Source organism: Sphingomonas sp. FARSPH (assembly GCF_003355005.1).
Classification (GTDB): domain Bacteria; phylum Pseudomonadota; class Alphaproteobacteria; order Sphingomonadales; family Sphingomonadaceae; genus Sphingomonas.
Genome location: NZ_CP029985.1, coordinates 1,841,929 through 1,864,726, shown reverse-complemented (window position 1 = coordinate 1,864,726; position 22,798 = coordinate 1,841,929). Strand labels below are relative to the sequence as shown.

The window sequence follows — 22,798 nt, the reverse complement described above, 5'->3', positions numbered from 1 at the left end:
CATCGGGGGTCGGTCAAAGGGTTGGACGGGTCGGCGGAACGAGCGAGCGCGCGGGTCGATCCCATATGACCGAAGGGGGCCTTCATCGGCGCGAGGTCGTCGCGATATCCGCAACGCTCCAGCCGCCGCCCATCGCCTGGTAGAGCGCGACATAGGCGTTGAGGCGATCCGCGCGCGCCTGCACCAGCGCGAGTTCGGCGGCGAGCAGGCCGCGTTGTGCGTCCAGCTGGTCGATATAGGCGCTGTACCCCGCGCGATAGCGGTTGCTGGCGTTGCGCAGCGCCGCGGCGAGCGCGTCGACCTGACCGCCGAGCGCCTGCGCCTGTTCGCCCGAGCGACGTACGCCGGCGAGTGCGTCGTCGACCTCGCGAAAGGCGGTGAGCGCGGCGCGGCGATAGGCGAAGGCCGCCTGATCGCGGCGCGCGGCGGCGACGTCGGTCTGCGCACGCAGCCGGCCGCCGTCGAAGATCGGCGACAGGATATTCGCGCCGAGCGTGAAGACGCCGATCGGGTTGGCGAGCACGGTGGACAAGGTGACGCCGGCGCTGCCCGTCAACGCGACATTGGGCAGCATCGCCGCGCGCGCACTGTCGAGCGTGCGGTCGGCGGCGACGAGCGATTGTTCGGCCTGGAACAGATCGGGGCGCCGTCGCAGCAGGTCGGCGGGCAGCCCGTCGGGAATCGCAGGCGTCGTCAGCCGGTCGAGCGGCAGACCCCGCGGGATCGCCCGCGGCGCCTCGCCGAGCAGCAGGCTGAGCGCATTTTCCTGCCGACTGACCGCGAGTTCGGCGGCGGGGACGAGTTGCAGCGTCGCCTGATATTCCGATTCCGCCTGATGCAGCTCGAGGTTCGACGTATAGCCCGTCTCGGCCCGGCGGCGCGCGATGCGCAGCCCCTCCGCGCGCGCCGCGAGCGTCTGGCGCGCGACGGCGAGCCGCTGGTCGAGGCCGCGCAAGCTGATGTAGCCGTTGGCGACGCCGCTCGCGATGGCGAGGCGGACGGTGTCGCGCGCGCCCTCGCTGGCGAGCGCCTGCGCGCGGGCGGCGCGGCTCGCCTGCCGCAGCCGACCGAACATGTCGAGGTCGTAGCTGGCGGTGACCGCGGGCGCGGCGCCGATCGCATCGCTAGGCGTACCGAACGGGCTCACCGTCTGGCCGCCGGTCGAGGGCGCCTGCCCGCCGATCTGCGGCGTCTGCTGCGCGCGGGCGAGGCGCAGCGCCGCGCGCGCCTCCTCGACGCGCGCGGCGGCGGTGGCGAGGTCGACGTTGTTCGCCAGCGCACGCGCGACGAGATCGGTCAGCACTGGATCGCCGAACGCATTCCACCAGTCGGCCCGGATCGGCGCGCCGGGGCCGAGCGCGGTGCGCCACGCCGGCGGCGGCACAACCGCGCTGGCGGCGGGCGGCGCGGAGCGCGGACCGATGCAGGCCGCGAGCGTGGCGGTCGCGGCGACGGTGAGAAGGGTGCGCGCGAAGACGCGAAGACGCGAAGGAGCTGCGCGTGCAACCCTTGGTTCTTCCCCGGCGGAGGCCGGGACCCAGTTGGGAGACGCACGCAACAGCGCGGAACGCGTCCCAACGATGGCCTTCGCAACTGGGCCCCGGCTTTCGCCGGGGAAGAAGGAGGACCCGTTTCGCAGGACACGCATCACCGCACCGCCGGGCCGGAGGTGGTGTCGACGCGGGCCTGCACCGACATGCCGGGGCGCAGGCGCTGGATCAGCGGCTGGCCGGGATCGATGCGGATGCGCACCGCGATCCGTTGCGGCACCTTGGTGAAATTGCCCGTCGCATTGTCCGCCTTGAGCACCGCGAATTCGGATCCGGCGGCGGGCGAGATGCGCTCGACACGGCCCGTCAGGCGCGCGTTGGCGAGGCCGTCGACGGTGAAACTGGCGGGCTGGCCCACCATCATCCGCGCGGTCTGCGCCTCCTTGAAATTGGCGATGACCCAGGTTTCGGGCGGCACAAGGAACATCAACTGCGAGCCCGCCGTCACATATTGGCCGACGCGCACGCCGACCTCCGACAAACGGCCGTTTTCGGGCGCGCGGATCACGGTGTTGGCAAGGTCGATCTGCGCGAGCCGCTGCGCGGCTTCCGCGCCCGAGACGCCGGCCCGCTGGCCGCCACGGCCGACCTGCACCGTGCGGATGTCCTGCCGCGCGATCTCGCGCGCGGCGTTCGCCTGCTGCACCGCGGCCTGCGCCTGGCGCAGCGCGGCGAGCGTCTGGTCGCGTTCGCGCAAGCTGACCGACCCGTCCTTCACGAGGTCGTCGACGCGCGCCATGTCTGCCTGCGCGCGCATCAGCTGCGCCTGCGCATTGGCGACCGCGGCGTTCTGCGCGGCGAAGCTCGCCTCGCGGCTGCGTTCGGATTGCTGCGCGTTGGCGAGCGTCGCGGCCTGCGCATCGACCTGCGCGCTCGCCTGGTCGACGCGCTGGCGATAGATGCGATCATCAATGCGGACGAGCGGCTGGCCAGCCTGCACCTGCTCGAAATCGCGGACGAGCACCTGCGTCACATAGCCCGACACCTGCGGCGCGATCACCGTCGTGCGGCCGCGGACATAGGCGTTGTCGGTCGATTGATAGGCGGTGGCAAAGGGCGGCAGTCGCCACGCGGCGAGCACCGCGAGGATGCCCGCGACGGCGAGGAGCGCGATGACGATCATCGCGGTGCGGCTGGGCGGCGTCGGGCGCCAGCCGGAACTGGCGGGCGCGGCGGCGGCCTGCGCCTGCGCTTCGTCGGTCGCGGGGGCGGAGTCGACGGGACTGCGATTTTCCGGGCTGCGGGTTTCCGGGCTGCGGGTATCGGTCATGCGGGTGCCCCTGCGAGCGCGGCACGGCGGGCCCGGCGCGCGCGGCGGATCAAGAGGAAGACGAGATACAGGAAGGTCGCCGCCGCGAGAATGGCGACGAGGCGGAAGGTGTCGTCATAGGCCAGAACGTTCGCCTCGCGCGTCGCGGTCTGCGACAGCAGGGCGCCACCCTCTGCGCTGCGCAAGGCGGGATCGCCGACGACGCGCGCCACCGCCTGCCCCCCCGCCGTCAGCCGCTGCGTGACGATCGGGTCGGTCGGATCGATGCCCTGCACGATGCCGGCGCTGTTCGCCTTCTCGCGGACGATCTGGTACGTGCCGAGCAGGGCGGTGCCGGCAAGGCCGCCGATGCCGTTGACGATGCCGAACACGGCGATGAAGCTGATGACATGGCCGGACCCCTGCTGCAGCGCGCGCAGCATGCCGAACAGCAACGCGGGGCCGAGGAAATAGGTGCCGGCGAATGCGATCAACCCTTGCGTCCAGTACATCTGCGGCGCGCGCGTCAGACTGGTCGAATAACTGTCCGCCCACGCGGCGATCGCGACCAGGCCGACCGCGAGCATGATCGGGTGCGCGGTGCGGTTGGTGTCGAGCGTGATCGCGCTAAGCGCGACGCCCGCCGCCGAACACAGGAAGATGACGGTGAAGAACGTGCCGAGCTGGTCGTTGTTCTGGCCCAGCACGGTGAGCAGGCCGACCGCGGCGAACGTCTGTTCGGACAGCACGATGCGTGCCATGATCGTGACGATCGCGAAGCGAACGATATCGGCGCTGCCCAGCCAGCGCGTGTTGAGCAGCGGGTTGGCGCGGTTGTGCTCGATGACCAATGCGGCGGCGAGCATCGGGATGGCGACGATCAGCGCCCAGCCGAGCCATGCCGCATTGGTCCACCAGACGTAGCGACCCAGGCCGAGCACCGCGGCGATCAGCGCCATCGCGACCGCGAACAGCGGGAAGGTGACGAAATCCAGTTTCTCGAACGCCTTCGACCGCGTCGTCGGCGGCAGGCGGAGCAGCGCGACCGCAGCGAAGCTGAGCAGCGAGAGGCCGAGTTCGAAAAGATAGAGCGTGCGCCATTGCGACATGGCGAGCAATTCGGGCGAGAACAGCCGCGCAAGCGGCGTCGCGCATTGCGGCACGCCGATGCCCAGCACGATCGCCTTCAGCCGCCATTTGAGCGGCAGCGCCTGCATCATGTAATAGAGGCACAGGCTGGACAAGGGCGCGCCCGCCATGCCGCTGATCGCGCGCACCAGGATGGCGGTCTGGAATTCGCGCACGAACAGGTGGCCGAGCGTGACGGCCACGTAGAGGCCGAGGAAGAGGAGCGCGAAGGGCCGGAGGCCGAACTGCGCGCGGAACTTGATGAGCAGCAGGTTGATGCTGACGTTGGTCATCACATAGACGGTCGGCAGCCAGGCGATCTCCGCGGGATCGAGGCCGAGCGCGCCCTGCAGCGTCGTCGTATTGGCGCTGATCAGCGCATTGCCGAATCCACCGGTCAGGCCGAGCAGGATCGCGATGACGCCATAAGCGACGCGGATGCGCGTCTCATGCTCGACCGAGCCGGGCGAACCGGGCAGCGCCGGCCGCTCGTGCGGCAGGAACTGCCAGTCCTCCTCGGTCAGGAAACGGCGCACGCGGCTCAGCATGGCGGTGACATTCGCCTGCAAGACCCGGCGGGATCAAGCACCTAAGATGGATCGATACAGCGCGATGTAGCGATCGGCCATCCGCTCGACGCTGAAGCGTGCCGCCACCGCCGCGCGGCAGGCGGCGCGATCGATCTCACCCAGCCGGCCGACCGCGGCGATCGCTTCATCGACGCTGCCGACGAGGAAGCCGGTGACGCTATGCTCGATCAGTTCGGGCATCGAGCCGCGGTTGATCGCGATGACGGGGGTGCCGCAGGCCATCGCCTCGACCACCGACAAACCGAACGGCTCGTCGAAGTTGATGAGGTGGAGCAAGGCCGCCGCCTTGCCCAGCGCGCGCGTCCGCTCGGCCCCACCGACCGCGCCGGGATGGCGGATGCGCGTGCCGCCGAGATGCGGGCGAATCTCGCGGTCGTAATAACCCTGGTCCTGGACGATGCCGTACATGGCAAGGTCGCGCCCCGTCGCCTGCGCCACGCGTATCGCTTCCGCCGCGCCCTTGTCGGGATGCATGCGGCCGAAGAACAGCAAGGTGTCGCTTCCCCGCGGATCGAAGGGAAAATCGTCGAGCACGATGCCGTGGTGGATCGTCGCGGCGTAATGCAGCTGCGGCGACCGGTCGGCGTCGCTGATCGCGACATAGTGCACGCGATGCTCGTACGGCTTGTACATCGGCAGGATGCGGTCGGACGAGAAGCCGTGGATCGTCGTGACGATCGGCGTGTCGACGAGATTCGAAAAGGCGTGGGCGGGGAAATCCGCCTGGTTGTGGATGATGTCGAACTCGCCCGCGCGTTCGAAGACGTGCGCGAGGTGGCGATATTCCCAAACCTTTGCGTCGATCGACGGGTCTTCGGAATAGGGTGCGGGAACGACGCCGGCGAGCGTCCCCGCGGTGAGGCTGTCCTGCGTCGCGAACAGCGTGACGTCGATGCCCCGCGCGACCAGCGCCTCGGTGAGCAGGCTGGTGACGAGCTCCCATGGGCCGTAATGACGCGGCGGCGTGCGCCAGGCGATGGGGGCGAGCATGGCGATCTTCATGGCGCGGGGTGGAGCTTTCGAAAGGAGACAATGCGAGGCGTCACGCACCCACCCCTCACCCTTTCGGCGCTACGCGCCTCTTCCCTCTCCCGCTGGGAGAGGGAGGGAGCGGCGAAGCCGCGGAAGGGTGAGGGTGTCACGCGGGCACGACGAGAATCACGACGCCCTCGTCCCCGCGCAGCAGGCCCGGTTCATGCGGGTCGGGCAGCGTCGATGCCAGCACCTCGCCCTCCGGCAACGCGAACGGCTGCGGGTCCGCGCCCAGATTAAGCGCGACGACGATGCGTTCGTCGCCATGATGGCGTTCGTAGGCGAGGACGCTCCCGTCGCTTTCGATCAGGCGGAAATCGCCGATCGCCAGCGTGTCGTGCTTGCGGCGCAGGTGAAGCAGGCGGCGGTGGAGTGCGAGCATGGAAGCATCGTCGCCCGCCTGCGCCGCGACGTTGCGCGTCGGCCAGTCGGAGCCGAGCGGCAGCCAGGGATCGCCCGTCGTGAAACCGGCGCCGGCGCTCGCGTTCCACGGCATCGGCGTGCGCACGGGATCGCGACCGAGGCCGAGGCCGGGTTCGCGCAACTCGCGCGGGTCCTGCACCAGGCCGGCGGGGATCGCGACGTCTGCCATGCCGATCTCGTCGCCATAATAGATCGTCGGCGTGCCGCGCAGCGTCAGCAGCAGCATCGCGGCGACGCGCGCCTGCGCATCGCCCACCCGCGTTGCGATGCGCGGACGGTCGTGGTTGCCGAGCACCCAGTTCGGCCAGCCGCCAGGCGGCAGGGCGGCTTCGTACTCGCCGATCAGCTGCGCGAGATGGCGCGCATCCCAGGGCGCGTCGATCAGCTGGAAATTGAAGGGCAGATGCACTTCCGGTACGTCCGTGCCGTAATAGCCCATCAGCCGTTCGACGGGCAGGTAGATTTCGCCGATCAGCACGCGGTCGCCGGGATACCCATCCGCGATCCGGCGCATCTCGGCGGCGATATCGTGCACCTCGGGCTGGTCGGTGGAATTGAGCTGCAGCACCGCGTGCATCTCCCCCATCTCCGGCCGGTAGCCGGGGTTGGGCGGATTGTCGGAGAAGTCGGCGTGCTTCACCATGTGCCACAGCACGTCGATGCGGAAACCGTCGACGCCGCGGTCGAACCAGAAACGCAGCACGTCCATCATCGCCGCGCGCAATTCCGGGTTGCGCCAGTTGAGGTCGGGCTGTTCCTTCAAAAAGGCGTGGTAATAATACTGACCGGTGCCCTCGTCCCAGGCCCAAGCCGATCCGCCGAAATCGCTGATCCAGTTGTTGGGTGGGCCGCCATCCGGGGCCGGGTCGCGCCAGATGTACCAGTCGCGCTTGGAATTGTCGCGTGACGACCGGCTTTCCCGGAACCAGGGATGCTCGCTCGACGAATGGTTGGGGACGAAATCGAGCAGCAGCTTCAGCCCACGCTCGTGCGCCGCGGCGAGGAGCGCGTCGAAGTCGGCGAGCGTGCCGAAGCGCGGGTCGATCCCGCAATAATCCGCGACGTCATACCCGAAGTCGGCCATCGGCGAGGGGAAGATCGGTGAAATCCACACTGCATCCACACCGAGCGCGACGAGATGGTCGAGCCGCGCCGCGATCCCCTTGAGGTCGCCGATGCCGTCGCCGTCGCTGTCCTGGAACGAGCGCGGATAGATCTGATAGATCGCGCCCGATTGCCACCATGGTGCCAAGGCCGGTTCCCCCGTTTCAACCGGCAACCGAACGGTGCGGGGGCGTAACGGTTCCGCTCAGCGAAACCGCGACTTGGCGATGCGCGTCATCCGGCAGGCCAGATCGGCCTCGCCGCTGGCAATCAGATAATCGTCGCCGTCCTCGACCAGCCCGGTCGAGAAGACCACGGGGGTGGGCAGATACATTTGGTGCGCGATGAGCGCGGTCAGCGCGGGATCGGCCTCGATCAGCGGGACGTCGTCCTCGACGCGCAGGATGTGCGACGGGTCGTCGCGGTCGAGCAATGCCCAGAAGCTGCGATAGATGCCGACGCTCTCGCGCGCCTCGACGCCGTGGTAGATCATCATCCAGCCGTCCGGCGTCAGCACCGGCTGCGTGCCCCCGCCGATCTTCATCGCAGAGGTAGAGCCGCGCCGCGCGCGCAGGCCGGGCGCGTCGAGCGGCTTCCAATGGAGCGCGTCCGGGCTCTGTGCGAAATTGATCGAGGGGCCGCCGACCCATTCGCTGTCGGGCGGATAGGCGAAATACACCTCGCCGAGCGGACGGGTGAGCGCCATGAACCTGTCTGCCACCTTGCCCTCGAACAGGATCATGTCCTTGTTCTGGTGGTCGAGCACGATACCCTCGAGCCGATAGGTGAGGCCGTCGCGCGACATGTGCAGCGTCGTGCAATGCCGTTCCGCCCCGACCGAGCAGGTGGTCATGTACCAGGTGTCGCCGACCTTCGTGATCCGCGCATCCTCGACGCCGTAGCATTGGTAGGAGGCGGCGGGTTCGATCGCCTTGTCATAATGGACCGCGACGATCCGCTGTCCCGTCGGGTCGAGTTCGACCGGGAGCAGCCACGACAGCGAGGTCAGGCCGAGCACGCGGTGCTTGCGCCCCTTGATCTCGAACTGGCGCGGATCGGTCATGTCGACGTCGGCGAGCGGCCAGGGGTCGAGGACGTAACCCGCTGGGGTCCGGCGGATCGCGCGGACGTGGTCGTCGCGCACCGGCTGCGACAGCGCCTCCGCGATGCGGGCCATCAGCAACAGGTTGCCGCTGGGCAGCCGCGTGAAGCCGGGGTTGAACGCGCCGAGCACATAGGTCGGCTCCGCGATCCCGCGGCGCAGCGGCGAGCGGGAGAGGTCGACGTCGTCGGGGGTGAAGATCAGCGTGTCGGCGTGGACCATGCCGCGTGAAGCGCGGTGGGGCGGGTTGGGTTCCCCACAGACCTGTTCCTCCCCGCAAAGCGGGGAGGAATGATCGTTAGAATGCCGCGGTCACAGAGAAGACCACCTGCGCGCCGGCGATCGGGCCGCCATCCTTGGTCGAGGAGAAATTGGGCAGCAGATAGGCCGCCTCGCGCGTGCTGATGTCGGTGTCGACGTATGCGACGCCGAGCGTCAGCGGCGTGCCCTTCACCGCAAGGTCGGCGCCCAGCATCCAGTCCCAGTATTTGCCCGTCGGCGCGACAGAAGTACCGTTGGGGCCCAGGCCGGGATTGCCGCTGGAATAGCCGATATGCGCCTTTGCGGTCAGCGGCGTGTTCGGCACGCCTGCGGTCGCATCGCCCCAAAGGTAGAGGTTGTCGTATTTCGCCCCCGGCTTCGTATAGACGCCCGTCTGCGCCGCCGCGCCGGTGGCGTACCAGTCGCCGAGCGCCTGCTGCTTGGGGGCGTAGGCGACGCCAGCGAGCAGGCTGGCGGGGCCGAGCGTGCCCGACAGTTTGACATAGGGTTCGGCGAAATCGGTCTTCGACGCGCCGCCGGGGTACATGTACCAGGTGAGTCCGACGTCGAGCGTGCCGCCGCCGCCCACCGGCATCTTATACCCGCCGATCAGGTCGAGTTCCATATTCGCGCCGCCGAACGTGCCCCAGCCGGCGAGGTTGGAGGCCCAGGTACCGACATAAAGCCCGCTTTCGTGCGCGACCGTGAGGCCGCCCTGGATCGCCATTTCCTCGTCCGACTGCGACACGCCGCGGAAGCGATAGTCGGAGACGAGCGCGACGTTGCCGGTGACGGTAACGGGCTTGGGTGGCGCGCTGTCCTGCGCGGTGGCGGGGACGGCGGCAAAGGCGGCGACCATGGCCGCGATGGATGCAACAGACTTCATGGGACCCCTTTCACATCGGTGAGGTCCCTCCTGCGCCCGGGTCCGCCAGCGCGCTCGTCTCGGAGGAGGATGAGACGGATCGCCAGTCGTTCCCGGGCACGGTCCTCGCTAGTGCAGCAAAGCTGCCCGCGGGTTGCTTGGGCGTGACGAAATGTTGCCGGGCGTCACGCCGATCGGATCGATAGGCCCTCGCGTCCCCAGGGAAAATTCCGTCCGTGCCGACCCGATCGGAATCGGGACAGCACGAACGGCAGGGGGGCCGAGGGAAGGCTTCGTAGCCGCGATCAGTGCGCCAGCGCCGCGACCTTGCCGCTGGCGCCGAACACCTCGATCGCGTCCCCGGCGGCGCGGCGCCGCTGGAACCAATCCTTGATGAATTCGGCGCAGGTGTGGTCGACGGTCTTGAGGTCGCTGACGTCGAGCCGCACGGGGCCGGTCGGCGCACGATCGAGCGTGTCCGACAGCTTGGGCAGCGAGACGAAGGTCGCCGCGCCCGCCAGACCGATGGCGTGGCCGCCCGCGGTTTCGCCTTCGGACACCCGGAGCTTCAGGCGCGTCAGGTTGGGCACGAGTTCGAGCAGCGACAGGCCGATGCCGACCAGCACGCCGGTGAGCAGATCCGCCGCGACCACGGTGACGAGCGTCGCTGCCCAAATGAAGGCGGGCAGGATGCCGTAATGCGAGAACAGGTGTTTCGCGTGGCTGAGGCTGACGAGGCGCCAGCCGGTGACGACCAGGATCGCGCCGAGCGCCGCCATCGGAATCTCGCGCAGCACGAACGGCAGCAGGGCGACGAAGCCGAGGATCCAGATGCCGTGCAGCATCGTCGAGGCGCGCGTCTTCGCACCCGCCTGCACGTTGGCGGAGGAGCGGACGATGACGCCCGTCATCGGCAGCGCGCCGGCGATGCCGCAAAGCAGGTTGCCGATGCCCTGCGCGCGCAGTTCCTTATTGTAGTTGGTGCGCACCCCGTCGTGCATCCGGTCGACCGCCGCCGCCGACAGCAACGTTTCCGCGCTGGCGATGAAGGCGATGGCGAGCGCGGCGGCGAGGATCGAGGGATCCATGAAGCGCGCGACGATGTCGTTGCCCGGCAGTGCGACCGCCGCGGTGATCGATTCGGGCACGCTGACGCGCGCGACCTCCAGCCCGAACGCCATCGCGGCGAACGTGCCGGCGAGCACGCCGACGAGCGCACCGGGAACGAGCTTCATCGAGGCGGGGCGCACCTTTTCCCAGCCGATCATGCACACGATCGTCAGCATGCCGATGCCGAACGCGAGTTCGGCGGCCTGGATATTGTCGGGCGACAGACCGAGCAGGCGGCCGGGCATCGCGGTGAGATTGAGCAGGCCCGACGGCAGCGGCTTGGCATCGAACAGGACGTGGAACTGGCCGACGACGATCAGCAGGCCGATGCCGGCGAGCATGCCGTGGACGACCGCCGGGCTGATCGCGCGGAACCAGCCGCCGAGCTTCAGGATGCCGGCGACGATCTGGATCGCGCCGGCGAGGATCAGGATCGGGCCGAGCGCGGACATGCCGTGATCGCGCACCAGTTCGAACACCACCACCGCCAGGCCCGCGGCGGGGCCGCTGACCTGCAGCGGCGATCCCGCCAGCGCGCCGACGACGATGCCGCCGATGATGCCGGTGATCAGACCCTTTTCGGGCGGCACGCCCGACGCGACGGCGATGCCCATGCACAAAGGCATCGCGACGAGGAAGACGACGATCGACGCGGTGAAATCACGCGTCAGGATCGCCGTCGAGGGCAATGTCAGGCGGGGCATCACTCCGCGGCCATGGCGAAGTCGACGTCGCTCGCGCGACGTTCGGCAGCGGGCAGCGCGACCGGGAAGGCATCGCCCTCGCGGATCACGACGAACTTGCCGGTGTTGCCGTCGAGGCCAAGGACGTTGCCCTCATGGATGTCGACGAACCAGCCGTGCAGCGAAATCTCGCCGCGCGCGATGCCGGCGGCGACCGACGGATGCGTGCGCAGGTTGGCGATTTGCGCGACGACGTTCTCCAGGCTGAGCGCGCGGACGCGCTCGCCGTCGGTCAGCTCGGGATAGCTGCGGTCGACGACCTGGCGCGCGGCGGCGCCGTGGCGCAGCCACTGCGCAACGTTGGGGACCGACGACAGCGCAGCGGGATCGCCCGACAGGCCCTTCATTGCGCCGCAGTCGGAATGGCCGCAGACGATGATGTCGCGCACGCCGAGCACGGAGATCGCATATTCGACCGTCGCGGTGGTGCCGCCCGACGGCTGCGCGAACGGGGGCACGATGTTGCCGGCGTTGCGACAGACGAACAGGTCGCCCGGCTGCGCCTGCATGATGTGCTCGGGCACGATGCGCGAATCGGAGCAGGAGATGATGAGCGCCTTCGGGCTCTGGCCGTGGCGGGCGAGCGTCGAATAGAGCGCGTGCTGGTCCTGGAACACCTTCTTTTCGAAGGCGAGGACACGGCCGATCACTTCGTTGTTCATGGTTGATACTCCTCCTCGAACGCCGGGAACGGGGCCCGGCCTAACGGGAAGGATGTACGGCACCGATTTTGCTGCGGCGCCGCGTCGCTGTGAGGAAGTGTTTCCGGTCCCGACGTCTTATCGCGGCAGGAAGATCGCCGCGCGCAGGCCGCCGCCCGCGCGATTGGACAGGCTGAGCGTCCCGCCCTCGCCCGCGACGATCTTCGCGACGATCGGCAGGCCGAGCCCGAAACCGACGGTGTCGCGCGGCCGCGCGGTGTCGAGGCGGACGAAGGGTTCGAGCACGCGTTTCAGCTGTTCGTCAGGAATGCCGGGCCCGTCGTCCTCGACCGCGATCGTGACGCCCTCGCTCTTGCTGTCCAGCCGCAGCACGACGTTGCCGGCATAATGGAGCGCATTTTCGACGAGGTTGGACAGCGCGCGCTTGAAGGCGACCGGGCGCACGCGCACCTCGCAATGGTTCGGCCCGTCGTATCGGCCGGGCAGGTCCCGATCCTCGACATCGTCGATCAAGGTCGCGCAGACCACGGCGATATCGGTGAGCACGGGCACTTCCGGATCGCTGTCGCCGCCGAGAAACGCGAGCAATGAGGAGATCATCGCCTCCATCTCGCCCAGATCGCGGCCGATCGCCGCGCGCACCGCGGGATCGTCGACGCCGTCGGCGCGCAGGCGGAGGCGCGCGAGCGGCGTGCGCAGGTCGTGACCGACCGCGGCGAGCGCCTGCGTCCGGTCGGCGATCAGCCGCTGGATGCGGCCCGCCATGCGGTTGAAAGCGGCGACGACGCGGCGCACCTCGCCCGGCCCGTCCTCCGGCACCGGCGCGTGGACGCCGTCGCCGAACCGGTCCGCGGCCGCGGCGAGGTTGCGCATCGGGCGCAGCATCTGCTGGATGAGCAGTCCGCCAAGCAGCATCAGCGCGAGCGCGGGGATCAGCGCGAGCAGGATCCGTTCGGCGGCGAGGTTGAGATTCTGGAGCGGCTCCAGCGTGCGGAAATAGAGCCAACTGCCGTCGGGCAATTGCAGGCCGCCGGTAACGACGGAACTGCGCCCGGGCGAACTGAGCCGCAGCCTGAGGTCAGACCGCGCGAGCGACGGCTCCCATTCGATCACCTGGTGGCGCATGCTGTCGAGCGCGGGCGCGATCGGCGGCGGCGCGGGCAGCGACTGCTGCCAGTCGAGCGCATAGCGCTCGGTGGTCAGGTCCTCCGCCATCGCCGCGCGGCGCGGCGGCGGCTGTTCGGCGACGAGCCGGCGGGCGATAACCAGATGCTCGGCGAGCCGGCGCGCCTCGTCGTCGCGGACCGAGAACTGGCTGGCCCGCTCGTACAACAGCGTCGATACGCCGAACTCGATCACCATGGTCAGCAGCAGGATCGCGACGATCTGCCCGATCAGGCCGATCGAAGGCCGCAACAGGCGCCTCAACGGCGCGTCACCTCGGTGTTGAACATGTAGCCGACGCCGCGCACGGTGATGATCGGCGCGTCCTGGCCGGCGTTGGACAATTTGCGGCGCAGGCGGCTGACCAGCACGTCGATGCTGCGATCCGAACTGTCGCCGAGCCGCGTGCGCGACAGCTCGATCAGCCGTTCGCGCGCGATGACGCGGCCGGCATGTTCGGCCAGCGCCACGAGCAGGTCGAACTCCGCGCCGGTTAGGTCGACGACGGCACCGGTGGGCGAGGTCAGCTCGCGGCGTGGCAACGTGACCGTCCAGCCATCGAAGCTCAACACGCCCTCCTCGCGCTCGCCGCTGCGCCGTTCGAGCTGGCCGCGGCGCAACACCGCGCGGACGCGGGCGATCAGCTCGCGCGTGCCGAACGGCTTGGGCAGGTAATCGTCCGCGCCGAGTTCCAGCCCGACGACGCGGTCGGTCTCGCTGCCCTTGGCGCTGATGAAGATGATCGGGACCTCGCTCTTTTGACGGAGCGCGCGGCACAGGTCGATGCCGCTGGTGCCGGGCAGCATGATGTCGAGCAGGACGAGGTCGACGGGACCGGCCTCCAGCGCCAGCCACATCTCCGGCGCGGCGGAGGCGGGGCGGACGATGTAGCCGTTTTCCTGCAACGCCCGCGTCGTCAGTGTGCGCAGCGCGGGATCGTCCTCGACCAGGAGGATGGTGGGGGCGGTCATGCGCCATGAGGTAGGCTGCGCGTCGGGACGGGTCAACCAAGCCCGGCGCGGACACAATTCCTTACGCGCGCGTCGCTCGCGGGAAAGCGGCGGGGCCTAGATCATGCGCTCTCATGCAACTGGAGGAGGTTTTCGCATGATCCGTTTCGTCATCACCGCGGTCGCACTGGCCGGTATCGCATCGCCCGCGCTTGCCGGTAGCCCGACCGACCCGAAGGTCGCCGCCGGCTGCACCAAACATCAGGTCCACGCCCCCGCGGGCAAGATGGTAAGCCACGCGCCCGTCTATTTCTGCCCCACCAAGGCGCAGACCGTCGCCGCCAACGACAAGCTGCGTCCCACCCCGGTCGCACCGGTCGTCGCGCGCGACTGACGGCTCGTTTCGGCCGGGTTCATGCGCCCGCGCGCATGAACATGGTCGGCGAGGTTTCCCGTCTCCTTTGACCCGAGACGCCGGCGAAACCTCGCCACCCGTGGCCCGCCCGATCGGCCGCCCGGATCAATCCGCCGCCACCGGCCCGCTGACCGCCGCCGGACGCCGCGTGAACCACACCAGCAACGTGCCCGCGATGCACAGATAGGCCGACAGCCGGAACAGGTCGGTCGATGCGAGCAGATAGGCTTGCCCCACCATCTGGCGGGTGATCGCCGCCGCCGCCTGCGTCGACGAGGCGCCGAGATGCTGCAGCTTGTCGCTCGCCATTTGAAACGCCGTCCCCTGCCCCACCGCATCCGCCAGGCGCGTCTGGTGCAGCGTCTCGCGCCGATCCCAGGCGGTGGTGATGATCGAGGCAGAGAATGATCCGGCGACGATCCGCGCGAAGTTGGAAATGCCGGTCGCCGACGGGATGCGGTGCGGCGGGATGCCGTCGAGCAGGATGGTGATCATCGCGAGGAAGAACACGCTCATCCCGATGCCCTGCACCAGCAGCGGCAGCATGAAGTCGACGACGGTCGCGTCGGTGACGAACCGCGATCGCATCCAGTAGGAGACGGCAAAGGCGAGAAAGGCGATGCTGGCGAGGATGCGCGCATCGACCTTGCCCGACAGCCGCGCGGCGAGCGGCGACATGACCACAGCGACGAGCCCGCTGGGCGCCGCGATCAGCCCCGCCCAGGTCGCGGTATAGCCGACCTGCGTCTGCAGCCAGAGCGGCAGGATCAGCGTATTGGCGAAGAAGATCGCATAGCCCATGCAGAAGACCGCGGTGCCGATCGCGAAATTGCGGTTAGCGAACAGCGACAGGTCGACTGCCGGATTGGCATCGGTCAATTCCCAGATCAGCCAGGCGACGAAACCGACCGCGGCGATCACCGTCATGATGCAGATCGTCGTGTCGTTGAACCAGTCGGCGTTCTTGCCGAGGTCGAGCACGACTTGCAGCGCGCCGACCCACAGCACGAGCAGCCCTAACCCAACGGTATCGATCGGCAGCTTGCGCGTCGGCGTCTCGCGGCTTTTCAGGCCGTTCCAGCAGGTGAGCGCGCAGAAGATGCCGACGGGCACGTTGATGAGGAAAATCCAGCTCCAATGGTAATTGTCGCTGATCCAGCCGCCCAGGATAGGTCCCATCACCGGGCCCACGAGGGTGGTCATCGACCAGACGCCGAGCGCGGTCGAGCGCCGGTCGGCGGGGAAGATCGAGATCAGCAACGCCTGGCTGCCCGGCATCATCGGTCCCGAACACGCGCCTTGCAGGATACGAAAGAGGATCAGCGACTGCAGGTTCCACGCGATGCCGCACAGGAACGAGGCGAGCGTGAACGCCGCCACTGCGACGCAGAAGGTACGTACGACGCCGAACCGGCCCATCAGCCAGCCGGTCAGCGGCACCGCGACGCCGTTCGCGACGGCGAAGGCGGTGATGATCCACGTCGAATTGTCGCTGGAGACGCCGAGATTGCCCGCGATCGTCGGCAGCGAGACGTTGGCGATAGTGCTGTCGAGCACCATCATGAAGGTGCCGAGCGCGAGCGCGAAGGCGAGCAAGGCGCGGCGCCCGCCCTCCAGCGGCGGCAGTTCGGTTGCGGGGGCGCTCATCGGGTCGCTCGGGCCTTACCGGTTCGCCGCGATGATCTGGCGGATGCGCGCCTCGACCGCGGGATCGCGATCGTCGGCGGGCCTGTCGGTATAGGCGGTGGTCGCCGCCTGGCCCAGGCGCGGCCCGGACAGATCGCCCGTCGCGACGGTGACGTTCGCCGACAGGCCGACGCGCAAGGGATTGCGCTGCAACTCGCCCGCGTCGAGCGCGATGCGCACCGGCACGCGCTGCACGATCTTGATCCAGTTGCCGCTGGCGTTCTGCGGCGGCAGCAGCGCGAAGGCGTTGCCCGAGCCTGCGCCCAGGCCGATCACCCGGCCATGATAGACGATGCCCTTGCCGTACATGTCGGCGGTAACCGTCGCGGGCTGGCCGATGCGCAGATCCTTGAGCTGCGTTTCGCGGAAATTGGCGTCGATCCACACGCGCGACAGCGGCACGACCGCCATCAGCGGCGTGCCCGCCGCGACCTGCTGCCCGATCTGCACGGTGCGCTGCGCGACGACGCCGTCGATCGGCGCGACGACGTGCATGTGGCTGCGGATGATCGCGGCGCGGCGATAGGCGGCGACCGCGGCGAGCACCGCGGGGTTGGTCGACACGTCGGTGCCCTGCACCGCAGAGCGCGACTGCGCCTGCTGGCTGAGCGCGAGATTGAGGTTGGCGCGCGCCACCTTCACCGCGTCGGCGGCGTGCGCCAGTTCCTCGCCCGACACCGCGCCCTGCGCCGCCGCACCCTGGCGGCGGGCATAGTCGGAGGTCGCGGCGGACAGCTGCGCGCGCGCCTGCACTACCGAGGCGCCGCTTTCGGAGACCTTGGAGAAGTCGGCGCGCGTCGCGCGCACCGCCCGCGCCAGTTCGGCCGCGGCGCTGGCGAGGTTGACGTCGGCGGTGACCGGGTCGAGGTCGAGCAAGGGCTGCCCCGCCCTCACCGTCTGCGTATTGTCGGCGTGGATCGCGATCACCTGTCCCGCGTCACGCGCGGTGACGGAGACGACGTCGCCCGCGACATAGGCGTCGTCCGTTTCCTCTTCCGGATTGGCGAGCAGGAAATGCATCACCGCCCAGACGATCAGCGCGATGACGACGATCGCCGTGAGGATCGCGAAGCCCAGCCGCCGCGCGCGCGGGCGCGCCGGCTCCTTCGTCGCCATCACCTCTGGTGCCTGCACCTCGGCGCCGGGCGCGGCGGCGGAATCGTCATAAGCGGAGCGGGAGTCGGTCATCGGGCGGTTTCCTGGGCAGGCGTGAACCCGCCGCCGAGCGCCAGCACCAGCGCGACACGCTGGCGGGCCGCATCGGCGGCGAGGTTGGTGGTGGCGAGACGCGCGTCGAGCAGGCGGATGTCGGTGTCGACAAGGTCGAGCTTGCTGTCGAGGCCGCTCGACACGCGGATCGCGTTGAGGCGGTTGGTTTCGGACAGGCCGCGCACGACCTCCGCCGCCCGTGCGCGCTGCTGCGCGATATTGTCGACCAGCGCGATCGCGTCTGCGGCATCGCGCACCGCCCCGATCACGCGATCATTGTAATCGGCGGTGGCGACGTCGAGCGCGGCGGTCGCGCCGGCGAGATCCGCCTTCAGCCGGCCATTGTCGAACAACGGCAGGTGGATCGCCGGGCCCGCCCCCACCGCCGCGGAATCGAGGCCGATCAGGTTGCCGAGCCCGATCGCCTGGAGCCCTGCAAAGGCGGCGAGGTTGACGTTGGGATAGAAGGCACGGCGCGCAACCTGGCGTCCCGCCGCGGCGGCGTCGATCCGCGCCTCGGCCGCGGCGATGTCCGGCCGACGCGCGAGCAGGTCGGCGGGCAGGGTGCGCGGCAGCGGCAACGCCGCGTCGAGGTTGAGCCGCGCGGGCTGGATCGCCAGCGCATAGTCATGCCCCCGCCCCGCCAGCGCGGCGAGCGCATTGGCGGCAATGGCGCGCGCGCCGTCGGCGCGCACCGCCGCCTCGCGCGCCTGCGCCAGCAACGTGCCCGCGGCTTCGGCCTGCAGGTTGCTGGCGAGACGATTGCGGATGCGCACGTTGACGAGGTCGAGCGAGCGCTGCCGCGTCGCGACCGTGTCGCGGGCCAGCCGCGCCTGCGTTTCCGCCCGGGCGAGGTCGATGTACGTCTGCACCACCGATCCCGCGATGGCGAGTCGTGCCGCGGCGACGTCGAGCGCGGCGGCACGGGCCGAGGCGCGCGCGCCGACGATCGCGGCATGCTGGCGCCCGAACAGATCGAGGTTCCACGACAGATTGCCCTGCACCTGGCCGATCGTCCGCACCGTGCCGCCATAGGGGGGTGGGATGATGTAATTGCCGGAGAAGCGCTGCGGCTGCACCGAGGCATCGAGCGTGACGTTGGGGCCGTCTTCGGCGCGGCGACCGGCGAGCACCGCCTCCGCCTGGCGCACGCGGGCGAGCGCGGCATCGAGCGTCGGATTGCCCGCGGTCGCGTCGGCGACCAGCCGGTCGAGCTGGGGATCGCCGAAGCCCTTCCACCAATCGTCCGCGATGACGGGCGTGGTCGCGGCATCGAGGCCGAGCGCGGCGGGCGCAAGCGGCGCGACGGCGGGCGGACTGTGCGGCACCGCGCAGCCGGCGAGCAGGGCCGCAGACAGCAACGGGGCCAGGCGCGCGCGGGTCATGCCGCCGCGCCTTCGTCGGTGGCCTGCGTCAACGTACCGCGCAGCCGCTGTAAAAGACGGATGAGGTCCATGATATCCTTGTCGTTCCAATCGGTAAGCCATTCGTTCCATTGCGCCACGACCGCGTCGCGCACCGCCATCGCCGCCGTCTCGCCCGCAGGGGTCAGCATCACGTGAACGACGCGGCGGTCGCCGTGGTCGCGCCGCCGGTTGATCCAGCCGCGCTCCTCCAGCGAGTCGAGCAGCCGCGTCGTCGCGCCCTTGTCGTAGGCTATGTCGCGCGCCACCGCGGCGCAGGTGCTGAGCCGCTGGACACGGATCGATGCGAGCGCCGACCATTGCGTCGCCGTCATCCCCGCCGCCGCGAAGATCGGCTCTAGCGCCTGCACGCTCAATTGGTGCGAGCGGCGGACGAGATAGCCGATCGAGGTTTCCGGCATGAACGTCGAGTCGGTGTAGAAGCCCATATAGTTGCCATGGCAACTGTTGCCGGAGCGCACAAATGAAAATTACGTCATTTGCGCTGCCGTATTGGTCGCGGCATGGGCGGCCGCGGCGATGCTAACGGCTTCTTAGGGACGCCGGCCGTAAGCGCCGGGGGTTGCCACAGGACCCGCGCGCTATGGAATTTCCGCTGATCGCCCCACGCCCACCCCGTCTTTCCGAACTCGGCGAAGGCCTGCGGCGCATCGAGGCATCGGGCGTGTTCAGCAACAACGGCCCGGAAGTCCGCGCGTTCGAACGCGAGGTGGTCGACGCGCTGTTCGATGGTACCGGGGCGGCGGTGGCGGTCGGCAACGCGACGCTGGGGCTGATGATCGCGATCCGCCAGGCAGCGGGCCTGCACCCGGCGCCGGGCACGCTTGCACTGATGCCGGCGATGACCTTTGCCGCCACGGGACAGGCGGCGATGTGGGCCGGTCTGACACCGCTGATCGTCGACGTCGATCCGGACGAGTGGAGCATCGATCCGGCAGCGGAGGAGCACGCGCTCGCCCGGTACGGCAGCCGAATTGGCGTTCTCGTACCCTATGCGACGTTCGGTACCGCGATCGACCTCGACCGTTACGCCTGGTTGGCGCGCCGGTTCGGGGTAGGCGTCGTGATCGACGCCGCCGCATCGCTGGGTACGCGCGACACGGAGGGGCGCGGCTTCGGCACGGGCGCGCCCTTCACGCTCGTCTATTCGATGCACGCGACCAAGACGTTTTCAGTCGCGGAAGGCGGCCTGATCTACAGCGGCGACCGCGCGCTGATCGATCAGTTGCGCAGCATGACCAATTTCGGCTTCGAAGGCGGGCGTAGCGCGACCTTGCCGGGCATCAACGCCAAGCTGCCCGAGGTGCTCGCGCTGATGGCGCGCGCCAAGCTGACGCAGGTCGACGCGATCTGCGACGCGCGTGCCGAGATCGACGTTGCCTACCGCGCGGCCCTGGCCGGTTTCACCTTCCAGCGCGCGCGCGGGATGAGACAGGCGGCGCAGTTCATGCCGGTGCTGCTGCCGCGCGATCTCGCGCCGCACCGCGACGCGATCGGCGCCGCGTTGGCGGCGGACGGTGTCGGCGTCGGCCGCTATTTCAGCCCGCACCTGGGCGAGCAGCGGCTGTTCCGCGACACCGCCATCGTCGAGGCGACACCGGTCGCGGACGATCTGTCCGCGCGGATGCTCAGCCTTCCGGTCACCGACGCGATGTGTCCCGCCGACGCCCACACCATCGCGGGACGCCTGGCGGCGGCGATCGAACGGGTTGCCGAAACCGCCGCGGACAATCTTGGGATTTGTATGGACGACACGACGCGCGGCTGCGTGGTGATCGGTGGGGGCCCCGCGGGCACCGCGATGCTCACCGCCGCGAGCAAATCGGGCCAGCTCGTGCCGCTCGCCGAGGATGGACTCACGCTGGTCGAGCGCGGAGGCCGGATCGGCCCGGGCGCGCTCGGCGGCTATGCGATCCGGTCGGACACGACCGCCGAAACATTCCTGTCGGCAGTGAGAGACAATCCGCATCCCGAACTCGCGGCGCTCGCCGACCATCCCGCGGCGCGGCGCATGGCGACCTATTGCGGCCAGCTGGGCGCGCCGCTCATCGATACCGCGCCGCTGCTGGGCGTGACCGCGGACCGGTTGCGCACTATCGTCACGGAGCACGGCGGCACGGTGCTGACCGGCGCGGAGGCGCTGCACGCGCAGCGGACGCGCGACGGATCGTGGACGACGATGCTGGCGACGCCGGATGGCCCGCGCCTGCTGACGTCGCGCAGCATCGTCGTCGCGACCGGAGGATATCAGACCGACGAGCATGTCGCGGCCAAGGTCGTCGCCGGCGCGACGCTCGGCACCCTCGCCGGCGACCGGTTGATGCGATCGGACGCGCTACTGCGGCTGGGCGGGGTGGACACCGCGGTCGAGCGCCTGCGCGGCCGTCCCGCACCGCGCATCGCCATCGTCGGCGCCTCCACCAGCGCGCTCGCTGCCGCGGTGCTGCTGCTCAAGCGACACGACCTGCCGCTCGGCGCGGGCGCGATCACCCTGCTGGTGCGCGAAATCCCCAAGCCCTTCTACCCCAATATCGAGGCCGCACACGCCGACGGCTTCACCGATTTCGACGCGGACGACATCTGCCCGATCAGCGGCTTCGTACTGCGCCTTGCCGGCCTGCGCCTCGAATCGCGCGAACTGGTGCTGCGCATGCTGGCACTGGCGGGGCGCACGCCCGACCCGCGCGTCGCGATCCACCGTATCGCGGGCGACGACGATGCCGCCGCGCGCGCGATCCTGTCGGATGCCGACCTCGTCGTCGGCGCGCTCGGCTATCGTCCGCGCGCGCTGCCGCTGTTCGATACGGCGGGCGCGCCGATCGCGCTGGCGCACACCGCCGGCCGGCCGATGGTCGATCGCCATTGCCGCATCCTCGATGCCGCCGACCTGCCCGTGCCGGGCGCCTATGGCATCGGCCTGTCGGCGGGCTTCGTCCCCTGGGGCCGGCTGGGTGGGGAAAAGAGCTTTCGTGGCCAGGCGAACGGCCTGTGGCTGTGGCAGAACGACGTCGGCCAGATGATCGTCGATCAGGTGCTTGGCACGGAGGCGCCGTCGGTCCAGGTGGCGGCATGACCGACCCGATCGTCTCGTTCGTCATCCCCAGCTACAATGGCGAAGGGTTCATCGGCGAGACGTTGCGGTCGATCGAGGCGCAGACGCTGCGCGACTGGGAGGCGATCGTCGTCGACGACGGATCGTCCGATGGCACCCGCGCCCTGATCCGCGACTGGCCGGACCCACGCGTCCGCCTGATCGAACGCGACCAGAACGGCGGCCCGGTGCTGGCGCGCAACATGGGCGTCGCTGCCGCGCGCGGCCGCTACATCGCCGGGTTGGACCAGGACGATCTGTGCCTGCCCGACCGGATCGCACGCCAGGTCGCCTATCTCGACCGTCATCGCGACGTCGCGTTGCTGGGGACGCAGGCGGAGCAGCTGCGCGACGGGCGCGTGTCGGCGATGCATTATCCGACGCACACGACGCCCGACCTCATCGGCTGGCTCAGCTGGATCGAAAATCCCTTGGTCTGGTCGACGGTGATGATCCGCGCCGACGTCGCGCACCGGCTCGACCCGTTCAGCCGGCCCGACCTCGTCTATGCTGAGGATTTCGACCTCTATCACCGTATCGCCGCGTTCGGCCGGCTCGCGCGGCTCGACGAACCGCTGGTCCTCTATCGCCAGCATGCCGGCGGCGTCTCCAAGCGGTTCGTCGACACGATGCGCGCCAGCGCGACGCGCGCGCTTACCGAAGCGCATGCCGACGTGCTGGGCGAGGATGCCGGGCGGCTCGCCACGCTGCTCGTCGTCCACAATATGGGCGGTGCCGCCGTGCCCGACCGCGCGACGCTGCAGACGCTGGGCAACGGCATCGCGCGGTTGCAGGCGGCCTATCTCGCACGCCACGACCCGGACCGCGAAAGCCGCAAGCTGATCCGCTGGGAAACCGCGCGGCGCTGGGCCGGGATCGGGCGCGCGGCGCTGCGATCGGGATCGGTGGGCGTCGGCGACGTGCTGGCGGCACGTCCGCCGCACTTGGGCCTGGGCTATGCCGGGCTGGAAACCTTATTGTGGTGCGGCGCGATCGGCGCAGCGCGGCGGGTGCGCCGCCGCGCCTGATCGGCGCCAACC

The 22,798-nt window shown here is 69.5% G+C and carries 18 protein-coding genes; 3 read left to right on the top strand and 15 right to left on the bottom strand.

The annotated features are described in order from the left end of the window. Positions 1-82: 82 nt before the first annotated feature. The 11 genes from DM480_RS08965 to DM480_RS08915 form a co-directional block, all read right to left on the bottom strand. Positions 83-1,423 carry an efflux transporter outer membrane subunit gene (locus DM480_RS08965; protein ID WP_232834198.1) on the bottom strand — a complete coding sequence of 447 codons (1,341 nt, stop codon included), beginning with the start codon at positions 1,421-1,423 and terminating at the stop codon, positions 83-85. 224 nt (positions 1,424-1,647) lie between these two features. Then, positions 1,648-2,820 carry an HlyD family secretion protein gene (locus tag DM480_RS08960; RefSeq protein ID WP_115378515.1) on the bottom strand — a complete coding sequence of 391 codons (1,173 nt, stop codon included), beginning with the start codon at positions 2,818-2,820 and terminating at the stop codon, positions 1,648-1,650. Then, positions 2,817-4,475: an MFS transporter gene (locus tag DM480_RS08955; protein ID WP_115381076.1), complete on the bottom strand. Its 1,659-nt coding sequence runs from the start codon at positions 4,473-4,475 to the stop codon at positions 2,817-2,819. The genes DM480_RS08960 and DM480_RS08955 overlap by 4 nt, the downstream gene beginning before the upstream one ends. Positions 4,476-4,508: 33 nt before the next feature. Then, positions 4,509-5,519, bottom strand: a complete 1,011-nt coding sequence (locus DM480_RS08950; RefSeq protein WP_115378514.1) for a glycosyltransferase family 4 protein — start codon at positions 5,517-5,519, stop codon at positions 4,509-4,511. A 136-nt stretch (positions 5,520-5,655) separates the two neighbouring features. Continuing rightward, positions 5,656-7,224, bottom strand: coding sequence for an alpha-amylase family glycosyl hydrolase (locus DM480_RS08945; RefSeq protein WP_115378513.1), 1,569 nt, complete (start codon positions 7,222-7,224; stop codon positions 5,656-5,658). Positions 7,225-7,281: 57 nt separating this feature from the next. After that, a complete protein-coding gene (locus DM480_RS08940; protein WP_115378512.1) occupies positions 7,282-8,400 on the bottom strand; it encodes a glycosidase in 1,119 nt (372 codons plus the stop codon). A 76-nt stretch (positions 8,401-8,476) separates the two neighbouring features. Next, positions 8,477-9,325 carry a TorF family putative porin gene (locus tag DM480_RS08935; protein ID WP_115378511.1) on the bottom strand — a complete coding sequence of 283 codons (849 nt, stop codon included), beginning with the start codon at positions 9,323-9,325 and terminating at the stop codon, positions 8,477-8,479. A gap of 284 nt (positions 9,326-9,609) precedes the next feature. Beyond that, a complete protein-coding gene (locus tag DM480_RS08930) occupies positions 9,610-11,118 on the bottom strand; it encodes a SulP family inorganic anion transporter (protein ID WP_115378510.1) in 1,509 nt (502 codons plus the stop codon). Further along, positions 11,118-11,819 (bottom strand): carbonic anhydrase, encoded by a 702-nt coding sequence (locus tag DM480_RS08925; protein WP_115378509.1) that lies wholly within the window; start codon positions 11,817-11,819, stop codon positions 11,118-11,120. The genes DM480_RS08930 and DM480_RS08925 overlap by 1 nt, the downstream gene beginning before the upstream one ends. Before the next feature lie 117 nt (positions 11,820-11,936). Continuing rightward, the gene (locus tag DM480_RS08920) at positions 11,937-13,247 is read right to left on the bottom strand and encodes an ATP-binding protein (RefSeq protein WP_115378508.1); all 1,311 of its coding nucleotides are present in this window, start codon (positions 13,245-13,247) and stop codon (positions 11,937-11,939) included. Beyond that, positions 13,244-13,954, bottom strand: coding sequence for a response regulator (locus tag DM480_RS08915; protein ID WP_115378507.1), 711 nt, complete (start codon positions 13,952-13,954; stop codon positions 13,244-13,246). The genes DM480_RS08920 and DM480_RS08915 overlap by 4 nt, the downstream gene beginning before the upstream one ends. Before the next feature lie 136 nt (positions 13,955-14,090). On the opposite strand from DM480_RS08915, the gene DM480_RS08910 reads away from it, so the two are divergent. Continuing rightward, positions 14,091-14,327 carry a hypothetical protein gene (locus DM480_RS08910; RefSeq protein WP_115378506.1) on the top strand — a complete coding sequence of 79 codons (237 nt, stop codon included), beginning with the start codon at positions 14,091-14,093 and terminating at the stop codon, positions 14,325-14,327. 126 nt (positions 14,328-14,453) lie between these two features. On the opposite strand, the gene DM480_RS08905 is transcribed toward DM480_RS08910, so the two are convergent. The 4 genes from DM480_RS08905 to DM480_RS08890 form a co-directional block, all read right to left on the bottom strand. Then, positions 14,454-15,995: a DHA2 family efflux MFS transporter permease subunit gene (locus DM480_RS08905; RefSeq protein WP_115378505.1), complete on the bottom strand. Its 1,542-nt coding sequence runs from the start codon at positions 15,993-15,995 to the stop codon at positions 14,454-14,456. Between the two features lie 15 nt (positions 15,996-16,010). After that, positions 16,011-17,150, bottom strand: a complete 1,140-nt coding sequence (locus tag DM480_RS08900) for an efflux RND transporter periplasmic adaptor subunit (RefSeq protein WP_115381074.1) — start codon at positions 17,148-17,150, stop codon at positions 16,011-16,013. A gap of 68 nt (positions 17,151-17,218) precedes the next feature. Next, on the bottom strand, positions 17,219-18,628 hold the full coding sequence (locus DM480_RS08895) for an efflux transporter outer membrane subunit (RefSeq protein ID WP_115378504.1): 1,410 nt from the start codon (positions 18,626-18,628) through the stop codon (positions 17,219-17,221). Then, positions 18,625-19,128, bottom strand: coding sequence for a MarR family winged helix-turn-helix transcriptional regulator (locus DM480_RS08890; protein WP_232833928.1), 504 nt, complete (start codon positions 19,126-19,128; stop codon positions 18,625-18,627). Before DM480_RS08890 ends, DM480_RS08895 begins: the two co-directional genes overlap by 4 nt. A gap of 122 nt (positions 19,129-19,250) precedes the next feature. Here DM480_RS08890 and DM480_RS08885 point away from each other — a divergent pair, with 122 nt between their 5' ends. Continuing rightward, entirely contained in the window at positions 19,251-21,740 is a 2,490-nt protein-coding gene (locus tag DM480_RS08885; protein WP_115378502.1) for a DegT/DnrJ/EryC1/StrS family aminotransferase, read from the top strand. Then, positions 21,737-22,786 carry a glycosyltransferase family 2 protein gene (locus DM480_RS08880; protein WP_115378501.1) on the top strand — a complete coding sequence of 350 codons (1,050 nt, stop codon included), beginning with the start codon at positions 21,737-21,739 and terminating at the stop codon, positions 22,784-22,786. Before DM480_RS08885 ends, DM480_RS08880 begins: the two co-directional genes overlap by 4 nt. Positions 22,787-22,798 lie beyond the last annotated feature (12 nt).